This is a genomic window from Campylobacter concisus (assembly GCF_002913765.1).
In the GTDB taxonomy this organism is placed as follows: Bacteria; Campylobacterota; Campylobacteria; order Campylobacterales; family Campylobacteraceae; genus Campylobacter_A; species Campylobacter_A concisus_BB.
The window spans coordinates 278,880-298,714 of the sequence record NZ_PPCH01000007.1 but is presented as its reverse complement, the minus strand read 5'-3'; the positions used below and the strand labels follow the sequence as shown (position 1 = coordinate 298,714).

18 protein-coding genes are annotated in these 19,835 nt (G+C 41.0%); all 18 read left to right on the top strand.

What is annotated here, in order from left to right; genetic code table 11:
• Positions 1-41 precede the first annotated feature (41 nt).
• The 18 genes from CYO89_RS02060 (at position 42) to CYO89_RS01975 (ending at position 19,826) form a co-directional block, all read left to right on the top strand.
• Positions 42-455, top strand: a complete 414-nt coding sequence (locus CYO89_RS02060; RefSeq protein WP_103596966.1) for a hypothetical protein — start codon at positions 42-44, stop codon at positions 453-455.
• Positions 455-1,642: a tRNA (guanosine(46)-N7)-methyltransferase TrmB gene (trmB, locus tag CYO89_RS02055; protein ID WP_103596965.1), complete on the top strand. Its 1,188-nt coding sequence runs from the start codon at positions 455-457 to the stop codon at positions 1,640-1,642. Before CYO89_RS02060 ends, trmB begins: the two co-directional genes overlap by 1 nt.
• Positions 1,626-2,297, top strand: a complete 672-nt coding sequence (locus tag CYO89_RS02050; RefSeq protein ID WP_004317228.1) for a cell division ATP-binding protein FtsE — start codon at positions 1,626-1,628, stop codon at positions 2,295-2,297. Before trmB ends, CYO89_RS02050 begins: the two co-directional genes overlap by 17 nt.
• Entirely contained in the window at positions 2,284-3,099 is an 816-nt protein-coding gene (locus tag CYO89_RS02045) for a cell division protein FtsX (RefSeq protein WP_103596964.1), read from the top strand. Before CYO89_RS02050 ends, CYO89_RS02045 begins: the two co-directional genes overlap by 14 nt.
• Positions 3,096-4,313, top strand: coding sequence for a murein hydrolase activator EnvC family protein (locus CYO89_RS02040; protein WP_021088579.1), 1,218 nt, complete (start codon positions 3,096-3,098; stop codon positions 4,311-4,313). Before CYO89_RS02045 ends, CYO89_RS02040 begins: the two co-directional genes overlap by 4 nt.
• Before the next feature lie 73 nt (positions 4,314-4,386).
• Positions 4,387-5,103 (top strand): UMP kinase, encoded by a 717-nt coding sequence (pyrH, locus tag CYO89_RS02035; protein WP_103596963.1) that lies wholly within the window; start codon positions 4,387-4,389, stop codon positions 5,101-5,103.
• Between the two features lie 18 nt (positions 5,104-5,121).
• Positions 5,122-5,337, top strand: coding sequence for a DNA-directed RNA polymerase subunit omega (locus CYO89_RS02030; RefSeq protein WP_004317259.1), 216 nt, complete (start codon positions 5,122-5,124; stop codon positions 5,335-5,337).
• Positions 5,324-7,513, top strand: a complete 2,190-nt coding sequence (locus tag CYO89_RS02025; RefSeq protein ID WP_021088672.1) for a RelA/SpoT family protein — start codon at positions 5,324-5,326, stop codon at positions 7,511-7,513. The genes CYO89_RS02030 and CYO89_RS02025 overlap by 14 nt, the downstream gene beginning before the upstream one ends.
• Before the next feature lie 9 nt (positions 7,514-7,522).
• The gene (gene tyrS, locus CYO89_RS02020; protein WP_103596962.1) at positions 7,523-8,731 is read left to right on the top strand and encodes a tyrosine--tRNA ligase; all 1,209 of its coding nucleotides are present in this window, start codon (positions 7,523-7,525) and stop codon (positions 8,729-8,731) included.
• Positions 8,732-9,823: a nitronate monooxygenase gene (locus CYO89_RS02015; protein WP_103596961.1), complete on the top strand. Its 1,092-nt coding sequence runs from the start codon at positions 8,732-8,734 to the stop codon at positions 9,821-9,823.
• The gene (locus CYO89_RS02010; protein WP_103596960.1) at positions 9,820-11,265 is read left to right on the top strand and encodes an N-acetylmuramoyl-L-alanine amidase family protein; all 1,446 of its coding nucleotides are present in this window, start codon (positions 9,820-9,822) and stop codon (positions 11,263-11,265) included. The genes CYO89_RS02015 and CYO89_RS02010 overlap by 4 nt, the downstream gene beginning before the upstream one ends.
• Positions 11,262-13,127: a bifunctional tRNA (5-methylaminomethyl-2-thiouridine)(34)-methyltransferase MnmD/FAD-dependent 5-carboxymethylaminomethyl-2-thiouridine(34) oxidoreductase MnmC gene (mnmC, locus tag CYO89_RS02005; protein ID WP_103596959.1), complete on the top strand. Its 1,866-nt coding sequence runs from the start codon at positions 11,262-11,264 to the stop codon at positions 13,125-13,127. Before CYO89_RS02010 ends, mnmC begins: the two co-directional genes overlap by 4 nt.
• Before the next feature lie 73 nt (positions 13,128-13,200).
• Positions 13,201-13,845 carry a cupin domain-containing protein gene (locus CYO89_RS02000; RefSeq protein ID WP_103596958.1) on the top strand — a complete coding sequence of 215 codons (645 nt, stop codon included), beginning with the start codon at positions 13,201-13,203 and terminating at the stop codon, positions 13,843-13,845.
• Positions 13,846-13,956: 111 nt separating this feature from the next.
• Positions 13,957-15,117: a multidrug effflux MFS transporter gene (locus CYO89_RS01995; protein ID WP_103596957.1), complete on the top strand. Its 1,161-nt coding sequence runs from the start codon at positions 13,957-13,959 to the stop codon at positions 15,115-15,117.
• Entirely contained in the window at positions 15,110-15,748 is a 639-nt protein-coding gene (locus CYO89_RS01990) for a uroporphyrinogen-III synthase (RefSeq protein WP_103596956.1), read from the top strand. Before CYO89_RS01995 ends, CYO89_RS01990 begins: the two co-directional genes overlap by 8 nt.
• 232 nt (positions 15,749-15,980) lie before the next feature.
• Positions 15,981-17,225, top strand: a complete 1,245-nt coding sequence (gene purD, locus CYO89_RS01985; protein WP_103596955.1) for a phosphoribosylamine--glycine ligase — start codon at positions 15,981-15,983, stop codon at positions 17,223-17,225.
• The gene (locus tag CYO89_RS01980; RefSeq protein ID WP_103596999.1) at positions 17,222-17,671 is read left to right on the top strand and encodes an RDD family protein; all 450 of its coding nucleotides are present in this window, start codon (positions 17,222-17,224) and stop codon (positions 17,669-17,671) included. The genes purD and CYO89_RS01980 overlap by 4 nt, the downstream gene beginning before the upstream one ends.
• Positions 17,664-19,826, top strand: coding sequence for an LPS-assembly protein LptD (locus tag CYO89_RS01975; RefSeq protein ID WP_103596954.1), 2,163 nt, complete (start codon positions 17,664-17,666; stop codon positions 19,824-19,826). The genes CYO89_RS01980 and CYO89_RS01975 overlap by 8 nt, the downstream gene beginning before the upstream one ends.
• The last annotated feature ends 9 nt before the right edge of the window (positions 19,827-19,835 follow it).

Genomic DNA, 19,835 nt, shown 5'->3' with positions numbered 1-19,835 from the left:
ATTTTGCTTATTTTAAGGTTTATAGAACGACAAGTAAAATTTTGCCTTACACATACCTAGCAAAAACGACTAGCAACACCTACGAGGACCTCATAAACACAAACGCAGCGACAAGGTATTATAGAGTCACAGCTGTCGATAAAGACGGTCTTGAGAGCTTGAAGCAAGAAGAGCCGATCGTTGGTAGCACACTTAGCGCACCAAAAACTCCAAGCATAAGTGCTAGCTACGATGGCAGCGGCGTAAATGTAAGCTGGAGTGCAGTTGATAGAGCTAGCTCATATACAGTTTATAGAAGCGGTGCTAGCGAGAAAGTCTTTAGCGGCATAAGTGATACTGGGCTTAGAGATGACAGCGTCCAAAAAGGAGCTAGCTACTCTTACAGCGTCGTAGCAGTCGATGAATACGGCATCGCCTCTGATAAGTCGTCAAAAGCAGAAGTTAGCATAAAATAATGCCAAATTTCATCGCTTCGTCCTTAAAAGAGCTCTCGTTTCCATTTGGTAACGACAAGATCAAATTTCTTTGGCAGGCAAATGGCCGAAACGAGAGGCTCATCTACACAAAAAATGAAGAAGAGGGCTTTTTTCTAGTCGTAAAGCCAGGCAAAAATGGCGTCGTCGTAAAGGGAGAAAAGCTTACAAAGCCTGCTAAAGTCGGACTTTTACAAGAGGCACTGGAGCTTTTTAAAGAGCAAAGTTGTAACGACATCATCAGTCAAGCATTTGCTGTAAAAAAGACAAATTTGACAAAAAAAGTTAGTGAAATTTTAAACCTTGAAGAGTTTGTGCCAGCTTTTTGCGAGCTAAAAGATAAATTTAAAGAGATTTTTATCGAGATCGGCTTTGGCTCTGGCAGGCACTTGCTCTATCAGGCTAAAAACAACCCAAATGCCCTAGTTATCGGCATAGAGGTCTATAAACCAAGCATCGAGCAAGTAGCAAAGCTTGCTAAGGCAAATGCCCTAGAAAACGTGCGGCTTATAAATACCGACGCAAGGCTCTTGCTCTCACTTGTTGGATCAAATTTAGTTGATAGAGTATTTTTACACTTCCCAGTACCTTGGGACAAGGCTGAGCATAGACGCGTAGTCTCATCGGCGTTTGCGCTTGAGTGCGAGAGGATACTAAAGCTTGGCGGTAAATTTGAGCTACGGACTGATAGCAAGGAGTATTGCGACTTTAGTTTGAGTAAATTTTTAGAGCCCACAAACTCAAAGATAGAGGCTTTTAAAAATAGAAATTTAGAAGTAACAAGCAAGTATGAGGACCGCTGGAGACGCCAAGATAAGGACATTTACGATGTTATTTATACTTGTGAGGTTGAAAGTAGCCAGAGCGTTTTGGCTGGGGATTTTAGCTTTAAAGAAAAGACAAGCGTAAAAAATATCATTAAAAATTTCAAAAATTTCATCATAAAAAAAGAGGATCATTTTTTACATTTTGAGGAAATTTATACCATAAACGAGAGTGAAATTTTGCTAAAAGTCGCCTTTGGAGCGTTTAACAAACCAGAGCAATGTTTCATCAAAATAAGCGATGAAAAAAGCGAATATTTTATAAAAAAACCGATCTTAATACGTGAAAATTTAGCAGCACACGAGCTTTTGAAGGAGTATTTGGCTGATGCAAGAGATAATTAGCGCAAGAAATTTAAGCCTAGCTTACGAGCGCAACGAGGTTGTGATCAATAGCGTAAATTTAGACATCTACGCAAATGACTTTGTCTTTATCACAGGCAAGAGCGGAAGCGGAAAGAGCACGCTTTTAAAGTCATTTTACGGAGAAATTTCACCACTTGCAGGCGAGCTAAATGTCTGCATGACGCAAATGGACGATATCGATGACAAAAGACTTTGCGAGCTTAGGCAGCGAGTTGGCATTATATTTCAAAACTACCGCTTGATAAATGAGTGGAATGTCGAAAAAAACGTCATGCTGCCCCTCATCATCAAAGGCGTCAATCAAAATGTGAGCAAAAAGCAGGTGGCTAAACTTTTAAAACATGTAAATATGCTTCACAAAGCCGATAAATACCCTCGCGAGCTAAGTGGCGGCGAACAGCAAAGAGTTGCCATGGCAAGAGCACTCGCGCACAATCCAAATTTGCTTTTATGTGACGAGCCAACGGGAAATTTAGACGAATACTCAAGCGATGTCATCTGGTCGCTTCTAAAATCAGCCAGAGAATTTCTAGGCACAAGCGTCGTCGTGGTGACGCATCACATCCCATCAACGCTTCGCATCCCATACCGCCACTTCGTCATAGAAAATGGAGGCGTGCATGAGATCGCTTAAAAACCACCTTGGATTTATCCTGCCGTTAATCGCGCTTTTATTTTCAGTGCAGTTTAGCCTCACAGCAGACAAGATCGTAAGAGAGTATGAGAGGCTTATGGGAAATGACTACAACATCGTGGTGGTCTCAAACAAAGAGCTAAGCGAGCCAGTGCTAAAGCCAGTGGTTAGCACGCTAGCAAGTGTAGAGCCACTAAGCCCACAAAAGATCATCGACCGCCTATCAAACGACATCTCGGCTAAAAATTTATCCATCCTTCAAAACGCCTTGCCTAAATTTTACTCGCTAAGACTAAGCGAATTTCCATCGCCAGAGTATATGGAGGAGATAAAGCAAAAGCTTTTGAAATTTGATGGTATAAGCAAGGTCGAGACGTTTTCAAAGACCCATGATAAGGTCTTTAAGATGCTAAATTTAGCCAAAAGCATATCTTATGCATTTATGGCGATACTTTGCGTCGTTGGGCTTATGCTTATGCTTAAGCAGACTAAAATTTGGCTATTTGAGCATAGAGAGCGCATCGAGATCATGACGCTTTTTGGCGCGCCATTTTGGCTAAAATCAGCCATGCTCTATAAATCAGCCATGGTTGATAGCATAGTTGCGACCATTGTTGTTGGCGTGTTTTTCTTTTTCTTGCCAAATTTTGAAATATTTAGAGAAAATGCCGCAAGCATCGATGTAGTCTTGCCTAGTCTTGATATTTCAAGAGACATATTTATCTTATTTGGCGTGGCTGTGGTTTTAAGCATTTTTGCTGTTAGTTTAGTGATGAGTAAGGCTAGAAAAAGCACGATATGAAAAAAGGAATTTTTACACTTTTGCTAGCTTTTAGTCTAGCTTTTGCATCAAATACTAAAGAGAAGATAAAAGACTCCAAAAACTCGCTAAGATCGACGCAGGCGATGAGCGAGCAGCTTAGTAAAAAGCTTGATGACTTGGCTGGCGATATTGTAAATGGCGAGAAAAAACTGCGCGGCATAAGCGGCGATATCACAAATTTAAAAGGTCAAATTTCTGTTCTTGAGACAAATGCTTCAAAAGCGCTTCTTGAGCTTGATGATCTAACAAAGCAAAACAAAGAGCTAGAGCGCACCCAAAAAGAGCTAGAGCAAAATATGATAAGGATCATCGCAGAAGATCTCTCATTTGATCTCATGATGTCTGCAAGCGAGGGCAAACAAAGCGAAGAGAGCATCATCTCATCGCAAATTTTAACCAAGCTAAATGCCATAGCAAAAGAGGACTTTAAAAGGCTTAGTGAGAACTACGAAGATACGATAGAAAAGATAAAAAATAAATCAAGCAAGATAAATGAGATAAACTCAAGCATAAAAAACTATAGGCGCAAGCAAAATGATCTACAAAGCCTAGAGAGCACGCAGAAAAATACAATAAACGGGCTAAAACGTGATAAAGAAATTTACAGCAAAAAGCTAGCCAAGCTTCAAGCTCAGCAAGACGAGCTAAGAAAGACACTTGAGCAGCTTGCTATCATGCAAAAGCAAGAGGATGAAGCAGCTAGAGCTGCCAGAGAAAAACAAGAAAGAGCAGCTAGTAAAGGTGGCAAAAAGGGCGAAAAGAGCCAGCCAATGGGTGGGGGCTATCAGACAAGCTCGGTTAAAAGATACTCAGGTGCAAGGACGATCGCTCCGCTTGATAGCTACTCTGTAAAGCAAAAATTTGGCAACTACGTAGATCCGATATATAACATCAAAATTTTCAACGAATCAGTCATACTTCGCTCAAGCACGCCAGATGCGAAGGTTAAAAGCGTGCTAAATGGCAAGGTCGTCTTTGCAAAAGCAACTCCGATGCTTGAAAATGTCGTCATCATCGAAAACGAAAACGGCATCCACACGATCTACGCCCACCTAAGCCAGATCGCGCCAACTGTAAAGGTCGGCTCAGTCGTGCAAAAAGGCTATGTTATAGGTAGGGTAAGGAACGATCTAACCTTTGAAGTAACGCAAAGAAACTACCATATCGACCCGCTTGAAATGATCTCAAAATAGTCACTTTGTAAGCGTTATTAGCTAAATTTAAAGCCTTTTTGGCTAAAATGCGTGAATTTCAAGGAGCATGACAATGAGTAAGAGAAAACGCGTATTGGTCAAATTTTCAGGCGAGGCCTTGGCTGGGGAAAATGGTTTTGGTATAGACACAGCTGTACTTAAATTTATAGCAAGCGAGATAAAAGAGCTCATCGACAATGGAATCGAAGTTGGCATCGTAATAGGCGGTGGTAACATAGTGCGCGGCGTGAGTGCTGCAAAAGACGGTATCATCAAACGAACGAGCGGCGATCACATGGGCATGCTAGCAACCGTTATCAACTCGATCGCGATGCGTGAAGCGCTTGAGAGAAGCGGGCTTGAAGTAAGAGTGCAAAGCGCGATCAAGATGGAAGCGATCTGTGAGACGTTTATCGTGGGACGTGCGCAGCGTCATTTAGAAAAGGGCAGAGTTGTTATCTTTGCAGCAGGCACGGGCAATCCATTCTTCACAACAGACACCGCAGCCACGCTAAGAGCTATCGAGATCGGCTCAGATATGATCATAAAAGCGACAAAAGTTGATGGCGTTTTTGACAAAGACCCAAAAAAATTCAAGGATGCAAAACTTTTAAAATCACTAAACTATGAAAAGGCGATGAGCGATGATATCAAGGTTATGGACGATACTGCCATAGCTTTGGCAAAGGACAACGCACTGCCGATCTTAGTTTGTAATATGTTTAAGGCTGGAAATTTATTAAAAATAATAAATGAAGAAGAAGCAGCCCTATACTCAGTTGTAAAATAAATTTCAAAAAGGATAAAAATGAGAACAGAACAAATCACAGCAAGAGCACTAAAACAAGTAGGAGATGACAGATATAAGCTTTCACTTATCGTTGCAAAGCGCGCAGAAGCGCTAGCAAATGGTGCAATAGCTTTAGTCGATGCTGATACTTCAAAGATGAAATTTGCCGACATCGCACTACTTGAAGTGGCTGAGGGCAAAATAGGCTTAGAGGCAATAGTTGAAGGAAAATAGTCTTTTTTTAGAGCAGTTAATAGAGCAAATTTTAGCTTGTAAAAACGTTTCAGAAGCGATAAAACTGCTCTTTTCTCTTTGTGAAAGAAGTGAAATTTTAGACAAAGCTATCGACAGCTGCGTCACATCTCACGCTGGACAATACCGCAAAAGTGGCGAACCATACGCCATCCATCCCATCTTAGTAGCCTCTATCGTAGCAAACATGGGCGGCGATGAGAGCATGGTCATAGCTGCACTTCTTCATGACGTGGTCGAAGATACCGACGTAACGCTAGGTGAGCTTCAGGCTGAATTTGGCGATGAGGTGGCAAAGCTGGTTGAGGGGCTTACAAAGATAGTTGCCATTAGAGAAAACAAGCTCGCAAGCTCAGATAGCAACGAAAAACTAGCAAGCTCAGCGCTAACTTTTAGAAAGATGCTCTTAATCTCTATAGAAGACGTCAGAGTCCTTGTCGTAAAGCTTTGCGACAGACTTCACAACATGCTAACTCTTGAGGCGCTAAGGCCTGAAAAGCAAAAACGCATAGCCGAAGAGACGCTTATGGTCTATGCTCCGATCGCTCATAGGCTGGGAATTTCATCGATCAAAAACATGCTTGAAGATCTAAGCTTTAAATACGCGATGCCAGAAGAATACGCAAAGATCGATAGCTACCTAAACAAAAATAAGCAGCAACTTAGCTTAAAACTAAATGCTTTTCACGAAAAGGTAAGTCAGATTTTGCTTGAAAATGGCTTTATTGAAGGCACTTTTGAGATACAAAAACGCATAAAACACTACTACTCGATCTATCTAAAGATGCAAAGAAAGGGCATTTCTATCGAAGAGGTGCTTGACTTGCTTGCCATTAGGATCATCGTGCAAAAGCCGCTTGATTGCTACCTTGCACTTGGAAATTTGCATATAAATTTTAATCCTCTCATCTCAAGATTTAAAGACTATATCGCGCTTCCAAAGCAAAATGGCTATCAAACGATACACACAACCATTTTTGATAACAAAAGCATATTTGAGGCGCAAGTTCGCACTTATGATATGCATAAAACCGCTGAATACGGCGTCGCTGCTCACTGGAAATATAAAAACGGCGAGGGTAGCTTACTCAATCCAAAGCTTGACTGGCTAAATGACATCAGCATGCAAAATAGCGAGAACGAGAGCAATGTCGAAGAGCTATATGAATATGCAAAAGATAGCCTTTATATCGAAGATATCGCAGTTTATTCTCCAAAGGGCGAGGTCTTTACTTTGCCACGAGGTGCAACGGCGCTTGATTATGCTTATGAGATACACTCAGAGATCGGACTTTACGCAAAAGAAGCTTATATAAACCGCGTTAGAATGCCACTTCTAACAGAGCTAAAAAATGGCGACATCGTTAGGATAGTAACTGGCGAAGAGGCTAAATTTCGCTGTTCGTGGATAAATAGCGTGCGAACAGGCAAGGCAAAGGCGACGATAAGGTCATTTTGTAAGCAAAAGATAAGAGATATAAACTACAAAATGGCGATAGATATCTTAAAATCAGTATTTAACGTCTCAAAAGATAGAATTTTAGAGTGGGTAGAGAGTGAAAATTTAGGCAAAAAGGTCTTTCGTGCAGCAACCGATAGCGAGTATCTGCAAGAAGTGGCAAATATGCTTAAAAAATACATCAGAAAAGAGCGTCCATTTATGATCTCTTTGGGCGACAAGTACCAGATCAAAAAGCAAAAATTTGAAAATATAGTGATCTACTCAAACCACAAAATTTCAAATGTCGAGTTTGATTATTGTTGTAATCCAAAAAGGGGCGATAGTATAGTTGGCTTTAAAAATGGTCACACCGTGACGGTGCATCACAAGCTTTGCGAGCGTGCTGGCAAGCTAATGGATAAAGGCGATGAGATCATCTTTGTCAAATGGACGAGAAATGCCCCGCATAGGTATAAAATTTTATTAAATTTAGAAAACAGAAAAGGTGCGTTGGCTGAATTTTTAACATATCTTGCTAGACTTGATATAAATTTAGCTACAATCTCGCTAAACGAAGCAAATGATCTTAGCGGAGATACGTTTGAAATAAGCGTCGAAATAGCAGAAAACATCGACGCAAACGAGATCAAAGAGAAGATCAAAGATAGATATAAGATTATTGATTTTGTTTCGCAAAGCGATCCATATCATAATTAGGAGAGAAAAATGGTTCAAGATATAGACGATATTTTACAAGAGATAAACCGCGGCGTTGCCGAGATGATCGATGCTGAGAGAGTTGAAAATTTGGTTAAAAATTATTATGAAAAAGGCGAAAATTTCTACGTAAAAGCAGGCTTTGACCCAACAGCTCCAGACCTTCACCTAGGTCACACAGTCGTTTTAAACAAGATGGCTTTGCTTCAAAAACATGGCGCGATAGTGCAGTTTTTGATAGGCGATTTTACCGCTCAAATAGGCGATCCAACAGGCAAGTCAGCTACTAGAAAAAAGCTAGATCAAGAGACTGTTTTAAAAAATGCTAAAACTTACGAAGAGCAAGTTTTTAAAATTTTAGATCCAAAAAAAACCGTGATAATGTTTAACTCAAAATGGTCAAATGAGCTAGGAGCTGCTGGGATGATCGAGCTAACTAGCACATTTTCAGTAGCTAGGATGCTAGAGCGTGATGACTTTGAAAAGAGGATAAAAGCGGGCAATCCTATATCAATCTCAGAGTTTATGTATCCGCTTCTTCAAGGCTATGATAGCGTTGCTATGAAGTGCGACATCGAGATGGGCGGCACAGATCAGAAATTTAACCTTCTAATGGGCAGAACTTTACAGCGAACATATAATATCGGCAAAGAGCAAGCTGTCATCATGATGCCACTTCTTGAGGGGCTTGATGGCGTAAATAAGATGAGTAAGAGCCTTGGCAACTACATCGGCGTAACTGAAAATGCAAATGATATGTTTGCAAAAACGCTTAGCATAAGTGATGAGCTTATGTGGCGCTGGTACGAGCTACTAAGCACAAAAACTCTTGGCGAGATAGAAGAGCTGATGAATGAAGTAAATAGTGGCAAATATCATCCAAAAAAGGCGAAAGAGGATCTTGCTTATGAGATAACAGCGAGGTATCACGGCGAGGAGGCTGCTAAGGCTGCTATGGCTGAATTTAACAGTGTTCACTCTCAAAATCAGCTCCCAACTGACATGAAAGAATTTAGCTTAAAAGCGCCGATTTGGATAGTAGAGGCCTTATCTCAGTGTGGGCTAAGTGAGTCAAATTCTCAAGCAAGACGCGACATAAAGGCAAACGCAGTTAGCATCAATCAAGAAAAAATTAGTGATGAGCAGTTAAAATTAGGAGCAGGCGAGTATATCTTGCAGGTTGGAAAGCGTAAATTTGCAAAAGTAAAGGTTGAATAAATGGAGTTAAAGCCATTAAAAATAGGAAAATATGAGATAAAGTATCCGATATTTCAAGGCGGTATGGGGCTTGGTATCAGCTGGGACAAATTAGCTGGCAGCGTGAGCCTAGAAGGTGGCCTTGGTATCATAAGCTCCGTTGGCACAGGCTACTATGAAAACCGCAAATTTATAGATAAAGAGCTAAATGCAAAGCCTTTTGGAAGCGAAAATTTCTACTCTACAAGAGGTCTTCGAGCAGTCATAGAAAATGCACGTAAAATTTGCGGCGATTTGCCACTTGGCGTAAATATAATGTATGCTGCAAACGACTACGCAAGGGTGGTTAAAGACGCCTGCGAGGCTGGTATAAATATCATAGTCTCAGGTGCAGGCTTGCCTACAAATTTACCTGAATTTACACAAAATTTTAAAGAGATAGCACTAGTGCCGATCGTCTCAAGCGCAAAAGCACTAAAGATCATCTGTAAGCGCTGGCTTCAAAGATATGAGCGCTTGCCAGATGCTGTCGTGCTTGAAGGGCCGCTAAGTGGCGGCCATCAGGGCTTTACATACGAGCAGTGCCTTGATCCTGAGTTTTCACTATTTAATCTCATCCCACAGGTAAAAGCTGAGATCAAAGAGTGGGGCGACTTCCCGCTCATCGCAGCTGGTGGAATTTGGGATAAAAACGACATCGAAAAGGCGATATCGCTTGGAGCAAATGGCGTTCAGATGGGCACACGCTTCATCGGCACTCACGAGTGCGACGCAGACATCGGCTTTAAAGAGATCTTGCTAGCGGCTGAAGAGAAAGACATCGAGCTTATAAAGAGCCCAGTTGGCTATCCAGCTCGCGGGATAAGAACAAATTTGATAAATTTAGTCGATAAAAGAATGGGTCCAAAGATCCAGTGCATAAGCAACTGCGTGAGCCCTTGCCAAAGAGGCAAAGAGGCAAAGCAGGTGGGATACTGCATCGCGGATAGGCTATTTGACGCATATAGCGGCAAAAAAGAGAGCGGGCTATTTTTCACGGGAGCAAACGGCTACAAACTAAAAGAGCTAATAAGCGTAAAAGAGCTAATGCATAAGCTGGTACATGGTGAATGAAACGGGTTTTAATATCTCTTTTTCTAGCATTTAGTTTTCTTTTTGCGGCGACAAATTCGGAGACTTTTGCCAAATTTGATAGAAATTTTATGGCTCTAAACAGAAGTGCTAAGATCAAGCTTCACAACGATATAAAAAATATCTACGTCGATGCGATCATTAAAAACGACAAAAACACGAAAAAGCAGGCACTCACTAGGCTCATAACAAGCTCAAAGGCGCTTGGCTTTGACTCAAGCGCATATATAAGAGACCTAAATGCGATAAATGGTGTAAAAGGTGCCAGCGCGCCAGCGGTTTTGCCAGCTTTAACGCTACTAAGTGCCACAAAGGTAAATGATACCTTGGTGCTTAAATTTAACACAAAGCTAGATACCGCAAGGCTAAAAACATCGTTTGTCAAACAGCAAAATGCCTACAAAAATATCATGGACATCGATGGCAGGCTAAATGGCAACCCACTAACTTATAAAAATTTCATCTCAGACTACATCCACATCTCGCAGTACGACAAAAACACCGTCAGGATCATCTTTTCTGACAAGGTGCAAAAGACAATAAAGGCAAATGCGACTGGGGATTTGCTAATAATCAGCGCTCAAAATTTCATCTCAAATGAAAATGTAAGAGCACCACTTCATAAGCTTAAAAATAAAAATGAAAAGCCAGCACAAAGCGCAATAGAGCCAAATTTAAAGTCTGAGCCAGCACAGAGTGAGCCAGTAGAAGAGCCTTTGCCTCCAGTTGCTGCGGGTAAATTTTCACGCAACAAAACGATCGTCATCGACCCAGGGCATGGCGGCACAGACCCTGGTGCTGTAAATGGCAGTTTAAAAGAAAAAACAGCCGTTTTAGGTGTAGCCAAAAAGCTTGGCGAGATACTAAAATCTCGTGGCTACAAGGTCTATTTCACCAGATCAACTGACGTTTTTATAAATTTAAGATCAAGAACAAAATTTGCAAACGACAAGATGGCTGACCTCTTTGTCTCCATCCACGCAAATGCCGCTCCAAACGCTGCTAAAGCAAAGAGCATGCACGGCATCGAGACATTTTTCTTATCGCCTGCAAGGAGCGAGCGCAGCAAAAACGCAGCCGCACTTGAAAACAAATCAGACATCGAAGAGATGAACTACTTTTCGCAGCAAACGTTTCTAAACGTGCTAAACCGCGAGAAAATCATCGCCTCAAACAAGCTTGGTATCGACATCCAAAAAGAAATTTTAGCAAGTGCTAGAAAGGTCTATGCAGCCAGCGACGGCAGCGTGCGAGAAGCGCCATTTTGGGTGCTCGTGGGCGCTCTTATGCCGGCGGTTCTTGTAGAAATCGGCTACATCACACATCCAGTCGAGGGCGAAAAACTCTTTGACGAGGCCTATCAAAAAGCCCTTGCAAACGGCATCGCAAACGGCATAGATGGATATTTCGCAAAAAATAGATGAAAAATGCAAATTTAAGCTTTAAAGGACAAATTCCATTTAACGAAGAGTTTGGCGATATCTACTTTAATACCGACAAGCCTTGGCTTGAGAGCGAATTTGTCTTTGCAAGCGCACTTGATGAAATTTGGCAGAGCAAAGATAGCTTTATAGTCGCCGAGACTGGCTTTGGTGCTGGGTTAAATTTCTTCACACTTTGCAAGAAATTTAAAAATAGCTTTAAAAAACTTCACTTCGTTAGCATCGAAAAAAGCCCCATTAAAAAAGAAGATCTTTTAAAAATTTATGAAAATTTAGGCATTTTTAAAGCTTATGCTAAAAAGCTAGTTTCGCTCTATCCGCCGCTAATTTCTGGCATACACCGCATAAATTTCGCCCCAAATATCACCCTTGATCTTTGCTACGGCGAGGCAGATCAAATTTTGCCCGAGCTTGATTTTGCCGCTGATATCTGGTTTTTAGACGGCTTTGCCCCAAGCAAAAATGGCTCGATCTGGAGCGAAGAGGTCTTTAAGCAGATCGCAAGGCTAAGCAGGGTTGGCACCATAGTTAGAACCTACTCGTGCGCAAAAATGGTAAAAGATGGACTAAAAAATGCTGGCTTTTTGCTGAGCCTAAAAGAGGGCTACGCTAGAAAACGCCAGATGAGTAGCGCCGTGCTAGAGAAAAAGGATGAAAATTTAAAGGACGCTTGGTTTGCGAGGTGTGAGCCAGTTGCCAGCATAAAAGGTAAAACGGCGCTTGTTATAGGAGCAGGTGTGGCTGGACTTGCCACAGCTGGCGAGCTAGCTAAAAATGGCTTTAAAGTGGTGATCGCCGAGGCAAAGAGCGAGGTCGCGACAAATGGCTCAGGTAATCACTGCGGCGCCTTGATGCCATTAGTTACGAAGCCTGGGGTAAATTTAGGCCGCATGCACATAAATGCGTTTTTGCAAGCAGTGAGATTTTACAAGGCAAATTTACCAAAAAGCCTCATCAAATTTAATGGCTGCATCGACTATGCATTTGATGATGAGCTCGTTAAAAGATACGCTTCATGGCAGGATCAAAGTGCGGAGGATCTTTTTAAATTTGACGAGAGTTTAAAGCCATATCCTGGGATATTTATAAAAGAGGCGGCATACGCTAGACCAAAAGAAATTTGTAAATTTCTATCAAGTAACTTTGAAATTTTATTTAACCACGAGTACGAAAGCAGGGCGCACCTGAAAAATGGCAAGATAAGCGTTAAATTTAAAAATAAAAAAAGCTTGGAGGCTGATATCTTGGTCTTTTGCACAGGTAGCAAGAGTAGCGAGATATTTAGAAGTTACGACATGCAAATAAGTAGTGTCAGAGGTCAAGTCACGCACCTAAAACCAGTGCTAAAAAACACCTTGCCACTAAGCGCAAAAGGCTACATATGCCCAGCCGTAAAAGGTGTGCAAGTCATCGGCGCAACCTACGCTAGAAATGAAATTTGCGACACGCCTAAAGATGAGGATAATGCTAAAAATTTAAGCGACGTGAGCGAGTTTTTTGACGCCACAAAAGCCACCATCATCGGCTCACGTGTGGGATATAGAAGTTACAGCGGAGATAGGTTTCCAATAATTGGCGCCCTGCATGACGAGGAGTTTTACAAGCAAAACTACAAAGGGCTATTTTGGAGTAAAAATAAAGATAATAATCCAAAAGCAAGCTACGAAAAAAATGTATTTGTAAATTTCGCTCACGGCTCACGTGGCCTTGGCACGGCGATACTTGGAGCAAATTTGATAACCGATCTTGTGCTTGCACGCCCACTTTGCATAGAAAGATCGCTATTTTTTGAGCTTCATCCTGCTAGATTTTTGATAAGAAAGCTAAAAAAAGGACTAAAATAGTCAAATTCCTTAACATAAGTTAAGAACTGTTATCAAAACTTGCATTATAATCCTTCGCAAAAAAGGATATAACTTGAGCAAAATTTATAATCTTGACAAAGACACAAAGATAGTTGAAAAAAGCGTCGTTAGCAAAAGGCTCTTTCAAAACAAAAACGCAAGTGTCGATATATACGCATTTGACGAGGGCGAGGAGCTTGATCACGAGATGCTTTTTATAGATAGCCTTGCCTTCGTCATTGACGGCGAAGCGCAGCTTGAATACGGCGAAAAGCAGATGAGGCTTGGGCGTGATGAGGCCTGCCTTATCGAGGCAAAAACCTGGCGAAAGCTCAAATTTACAAAGAAGACAAAATATTTACTAATAGATTTTAAGGAGAATGTTATGATAGATCATTTAGACAAAGCGAGTGTCTTTAGTCTCGCAGATGCCGTTAGCTACGAGAGTGGCAAGATAGTTAGCAAGACGCTTGTCAAAAACGAAAATGGCTCGATGTCGCTGCTTAGTTTTGACAAAGACCAAGAGCTCTCAACCCACGCTGCCCCTGGCGATGCGCTACTTATCGCGCTTGATGGTGAGCTTGATTTAAAGATAGCTGATGAGAGCTTTCATCTAGTAAAGGGTGATAGCATCGTGCTTCCAGGCAAGATCCCACACGGCCTAAAAGTGAAAGATAAATTCAAAATGCTTCTAATCGTCACAAAAGACAAAATGTAAAAATAAGCCCTATTTTAGGGCTTTTCTCTTTTATAAATCACATTAAATTTACCCTTAATAACCCAAAAAGCAAAGTCATAATATAATCCCTTTAAAATTTAAAGAAGAGCTATGAAAAAAGAAAATTCCAAACTATTTTTACTACTATTTTTGGGTGCGCTTTCAGCATTTGGTCCATTTGTCACAGACCTTTACCTGCCAGCACTTCCAGCCATAACTGAGTGGTTTAGCACAAGCGTTTCAGCAACCCAGCTAACCCTTACAACCTCGATGGCAGGCCTTGCGATAGGTCAGCTAATAGTTGGTCCAATAAGCGATAAATTTGGCCGAAAAACGCCACTTACCATCTCGCTCATCATCTACACGATAAGCACGATTTTTATATTTTTTGCGCAAAACATTCAGTTTTTTATCTTTATGCGCATCATCCAAGGGCTTGCAAGTGCGGGCAGTCTGGTTATCTCAAGAGCCGTTGTGAGCGACCTTTACAAGGGCCATGAGATGACAAAATTTTTTAGTCTTATGATGGTTGTAAATGGTCTTGCTCCGATATTTTCACCAATAGGCGGCAGCTTGCTACTTAAATTTACCGACTGGCGCGGTATCTTTATGGCGCTAACGATCATCGGCATTTTGCTATTTATCGCAAATTTTTACTTCAAAGAGAGCCTAAGCCCTGCTAACCGCCTAAAAGTGCCTTTGTTTCAGACCTACAGCGTCTTTGGCAAAATTTTAAGAAAAAAGAAATTTATGCTATTTATTGCGATCCAGACATTTACGATGGCTGCGATGTTTGCCTATATCGCGGCATCATCTTTTATCTTACAAGAGTTTTACCTGCTAAGTCCAGTAAGTTATAGCTTTTGCTTTGCCGCAAATGGCCTAGCCATCGTCATAGGTGCTAGGCTTGCAAGCTTGCTAAATGAACGTAAAGCGCTAAAAACTGGGCTTTTTGGCACCTTGTTTGCTAGCATTTTTATAGCGTTTATGCTTTGCTTTAAATTTGAAGTGATCGGCGTTATCATCGCATTTTTCTTGCTTTTACTCTTTACTGGCTTTATCTTGCCAACGGCCTCATCACTCGCGATGAATGAGGGCAGAGAGTACGCTGGCTCGGCCTCAGCAGTGCTTGGATTTTGCCCATTTTTCTTAGGTGGCATCATCTCGCCACTAGTTGGTCTTGGTGACATTTTTTACTCGACTTCGATCGCCATTTTAGCTTGCAGCGTGCTTGCCTTTATCTCATTTTTAGGGCTAAAAAGAGTTGCGTAAAATTTATCTTGTCTCAAACACAAAAACGGCCGATGAGAGCGTTGTAAATTTAAGCGTTAGCAAGATAGAGTTTTTGAAATTTGAGATAAATTTAAGCGAATTTGACGCGCTTGTGGCAACCTCCAAAAATGCCTTTAAGGCTTTAAAATTTAATGACATTTCGCCTATAAATTTACCAGTTTTTGCTATCGCAAATAGTTGTGCAGCGGCTGCAAGAGAGTTTGGTTTTAGCGAAATTTACACTGGGCAAAATGCTCATGGAGATGACTTTGCAAGAGAAATTTTGCCACTTTTAAATGGCAAAAAGGTTCTTTATCTAAAAGGCAAAGATAGCGCTTCAAACTTCTTAGAAATTTTACAAAATGGTGGCGTAAATATAAAGGCGGTCGTTGCCTATGAAAATGTCTTAAACCCTTGCAAAATGGAGCTAAAACCGCCAAAAAATAGCATTTTGATCTTCGCATCTCCGATAAATGTGAGAAATTTTCTAACTAATTTTGGCTGGGACGAGAGCTACCAGACGATAAGCATCGGAAAGGTCACTGCAAAAGAGCTAAAATTTACCACGCCAATAGTGAGCCAAAACCAAGATATAAACGCTTGTATCGCACTTGCCAAAACGTTACTTTAAGCAAAAAATTTATATAATTTTGTTGCCTGAGTGAAGCGAGTCAGCATTTTACGGGGTCCAACACTTTTTTGTTAGCGAAAAGGTATGAGTGTCTTGTGATGTGGCTTCGTTTGAGCCTTAACCAGCGAGAAGTTGCAACCTTTTGGCATTCATCTATTTGCAAGATTGGCTTTGTTTATGGGCCACTCTTTTATGCGACGCCCACTTGGGTTTTTAATTTTACGGAGATAATATGAACATTCTCATAATAGGAAGTGGCGGCCGCGAATACGCCATTGCTCTAAAACTAAAAAGCGAAAAAAATATAAATTTATACTTTGCACCTGGAAATGGTGCGACCTCACGCCTTGGTGAGAATTTAAACATAAAAGACTTTCATGAACTAGCAAATTTTGCCAAAAAAAATAGTATCGAGCTAACTATCGTTGGACCTGAAGCGCCTCTTAGCGAGGGCGTGGTAGATATCTTTAAAAAAGAGGGTTTGCTCATCTTTGGGCCAAGCAAAGCAGCTGCTAGACTTGAAGCTAGCAAGGCCTATATGAAGGACTTTTTAGCTAGAAATAACATAAAAACTGCAAAATATTTAAACACAGACGATAAAGAAAAAGCATTTAAATTTATTGATACATTAAGCGTGCCAATGGTCGTAAAAGCTGATGGACTTTGCGCTGGAAAAGGTGTCATCATCGCAAATTCTAAAGAAGAAGCCAAAGAGGCAGTTAGCGACATGCTAAGCGGTGCTAGCTTTGGTGATGCTGGTAAATTTGTGGTGGTTGAAGAGTTCTTAGACGGCTTTGAGCTTAGTTTTTTTGCCATTTGTGACGGCGAAAATTTCGTAAGCTTGCCAGTGGCGCAAGACCACAAACGTTTGCTTGATAACGACGAGGGCCCAAATACCGGCGGTATGGGCGCTTACGCTCCAAGTCCGCTTGCTTCGAAAGAGCTAGTAAAAAGGGTCGAAGAAGAGGTTGTAAAACCTACGTTAAAAGGGATGAAAAACGAGGGTAGTCCGTTTTGTGGAGTGCTTTTTGTGGGGCTGATGATCGTGAAAAATGAGCCTTATGTGCTTGAGTTTAACGTGAGATTTGGCGATCCTGAGTGCGAGGTCTTGATGCCATTAATCGACGGAAATTTGAGTGAAATTTTACTAAACGCTGCAAAAGGCGAGTTAAAGCCTATTAGTTTAAAAGATGAATTTGCTGTTGGCGTCGTGATGTCTAGCAAAAATTATCCTTATAAAAGTAGCCCAAAGGCTAAAATTTCAGTTTTAAATGATGTAAAAGATGCACATATAGCTTACGCAGGCGTGAGCAAAGATGGTGATGAAATTTACGCAGATGGCGGTAGAGTGCTAGTCTGTGTGGCGACTGCAAAGAGCATAAAAGAGGCACGTGATAAGGCCTATGAGCTTTGCGAAAATGTCAAATTTGACGGAGCACACTATAGAAAAGATATCGCGTGGCAGGCTCTAAAATGAGTATGCAGATAGAAGAGAAGCTTCAAAACGAAGAAATTTCACTTGCTCCTTTTGCTAAGAGGATCATGGCGTTTTCTATCGATGAGATCATAGTTTCGTTTCTTTTTATGATCATCTATTGGGAGCCTCTTTCTACTAGCACTAACTATGATGATGCTAGAAATTTAGTATTAAATTTATTTTGGCAAGTGGTAGCTTTAAAAGTCATCTATCACACATTTTTTGTTTGGTATTATGGTGCAAGCCCCGGGCAGATGATAACAAAGACGATGTGTATAAATGTAGAAATTTTAGATAAGCCAAATTTAACTCAAAGTCTTGTTAGGGCGATATTTAGGATAGTTAGTGAAGCTTGTTTTTATCTTGGCTTTGCGTGGGCACTTTCAAACCCTGCAAGGCAGACGTGGCAAGACAAAATAGCAAAAACAGTGGTGATAAATGCGTAAAATTTTATTTTTGATTCCAATTTGTGTTTTTAGTTTAAGTGCAGCAGTGCAAGATGTGCAGCTATTGGCTGATGATGTGAAGCAAGATAAGGGCATCGTAACGGCAAACAAAAACGTCGTTGTATATTCGCAAGAGTATCTTGTGACGGCTGATTGTGCTGTTTATGATCAAAACAACTCAGTCATTGAGCTCTTTGGCAATGTCAATATGATGAAGGGCAAAGATGAGGTCTCTCGCTCAAACTACGCTAAGCTAAATTTGAAAAACAACAACGCTGCCTTTGAGTCGCTCTTTATGATGAATAAAGACATGGAAGTGTGGATGAGAAGCGATGAGAGCAGCTCTGATAGCGAGTACTACAGAGTAAGAAAGGCGATGGTTTCAAGCTGTAATGTCCAAGATCCTGACTGGAGCATCACCTCAAGCTCAGCCATGCTAAACAAACAGAGTAAATTTCTGCATCTTTTTAATCCAGTCTTTCGCATAGCAAATGTGCCAGTCTTTTACCTGCCATACTTTGGCTTCTCAACTGATACTACAAGAAGGACAGGACTTTTGCCACCAGAGCTTGGATATGGCAAGTCAGAGGGCTTTTACTACAAACAACCAGTCTATTTTGCTCCTTATAATGAGTGGGATCTGGAGTTTGATCCGCAGATAAGGACAAACAGGGGCGCTGGAATTTACGGTGCTTTTAGATTTACTGATTCGCCTGATTCAAGAGGTGAGATCAGCTTTGGTTCATTTACTGATAAAAACAGCTACCGAGCCAAGCAAAAAAGCGAGACTTCAAACAGAGCTGAGCTAAAAAACAAAACTCACAAAGGTGTCGGACTAAAATATGAAAGAGATAAACTCATAAAATACCTTAGCGAGGCCGATCTGCAAGAGGGCATGTGGATAGATGCAACCAAGCTAAATGATATAGACTATCTAAATTTAAAGGGCAGAGATGATGACTATGACTCGCTTGTGACCTCTAAATTTAACTACTTCATAGCAAATGACGATCACTACTTTGGTGCCTATGCAAAATACTACATAGATACCGAAAAGATCGGCTCAAAGAACGAAAACAAAGATACGCTTCAAGAGCTTCCATCGCTTCAGTATCATAAATTTACAGACGATATAGTCTTGCCAAATATCTTATACTCGCTCGATCTTCAATCGCACAGATATGATAGAAAGATAGGCGTTAGAGCAACTCAGTATGAATTTACTTTGCCAGCTTCAGTGCATGTGCCACTGTTTGATGATAGCCTAACATTCTCGTTTTACGAGTACCTTTACGCTTCAAGGATAAACTACGAAAACAAGATAAATTCATTTGATGACAAAAGAGAAGATAAACACGCAAATTTTGTAAATAACTACCATAAATTTGCTCTTCACACAGACCTTGCAAAGGCGTATGAGAGCTTTTATCACACTTTAAATTTTGGTGCTGAATATTTGCTACCAGGCTACAGAAAAGGAAATTTAGACGACGAGTTTATCTATGACAAAGATCTAAATGAGTATGAAAATTTCTTAGCTCAAGATCAGAGCAAAGAAGAGGTTTCTGGCTATTTGACGCAGTATTTCTTTAACGGCAGTGGCAGAAAAGTCGTCAAACACAGCATCTCACAAGGTTACTACACAAAAGATGATGAGTATTCGAATTTAAAAAATGCCATCTATCTATATCCGTTTGAGAATTTTAGCGTTTATAACAAGCTTGAGTACTCGCACAAAGATAGAGAGCTTAAAAAGGTGCAAAACGGACTTTACTATACGCACGATCTATTTTGGATAAATATGCTCCATACGATGAAAAAGAGCGACAGCAAGGCTAAAAATAGCGCAACAAAAGATAGCTACTTTACAAGTAGTGCTGGCGTGAAGCTCCCGCATCAATATAGCTTAATTGGCGGCTGGCAATACGACCTTGAGAGAAGCTACACAAAGAGCTGGAGAGTTGGCGTGCTTCATCAAAGAAAGTGCTGGAACTACGGGCTGATCTACCAACACGATGTCGAGCCGACAACAACGACAAATGGCTCAGCCTCAACTAAGAAAAGTGGCATCTACTTTACTATAAATTTCTATCCGATGGGCGGCTTGCACTATGACTTTTCACAAAGCAGCACCACTTCATCAAGTAGCAAATAAGATGGCTAG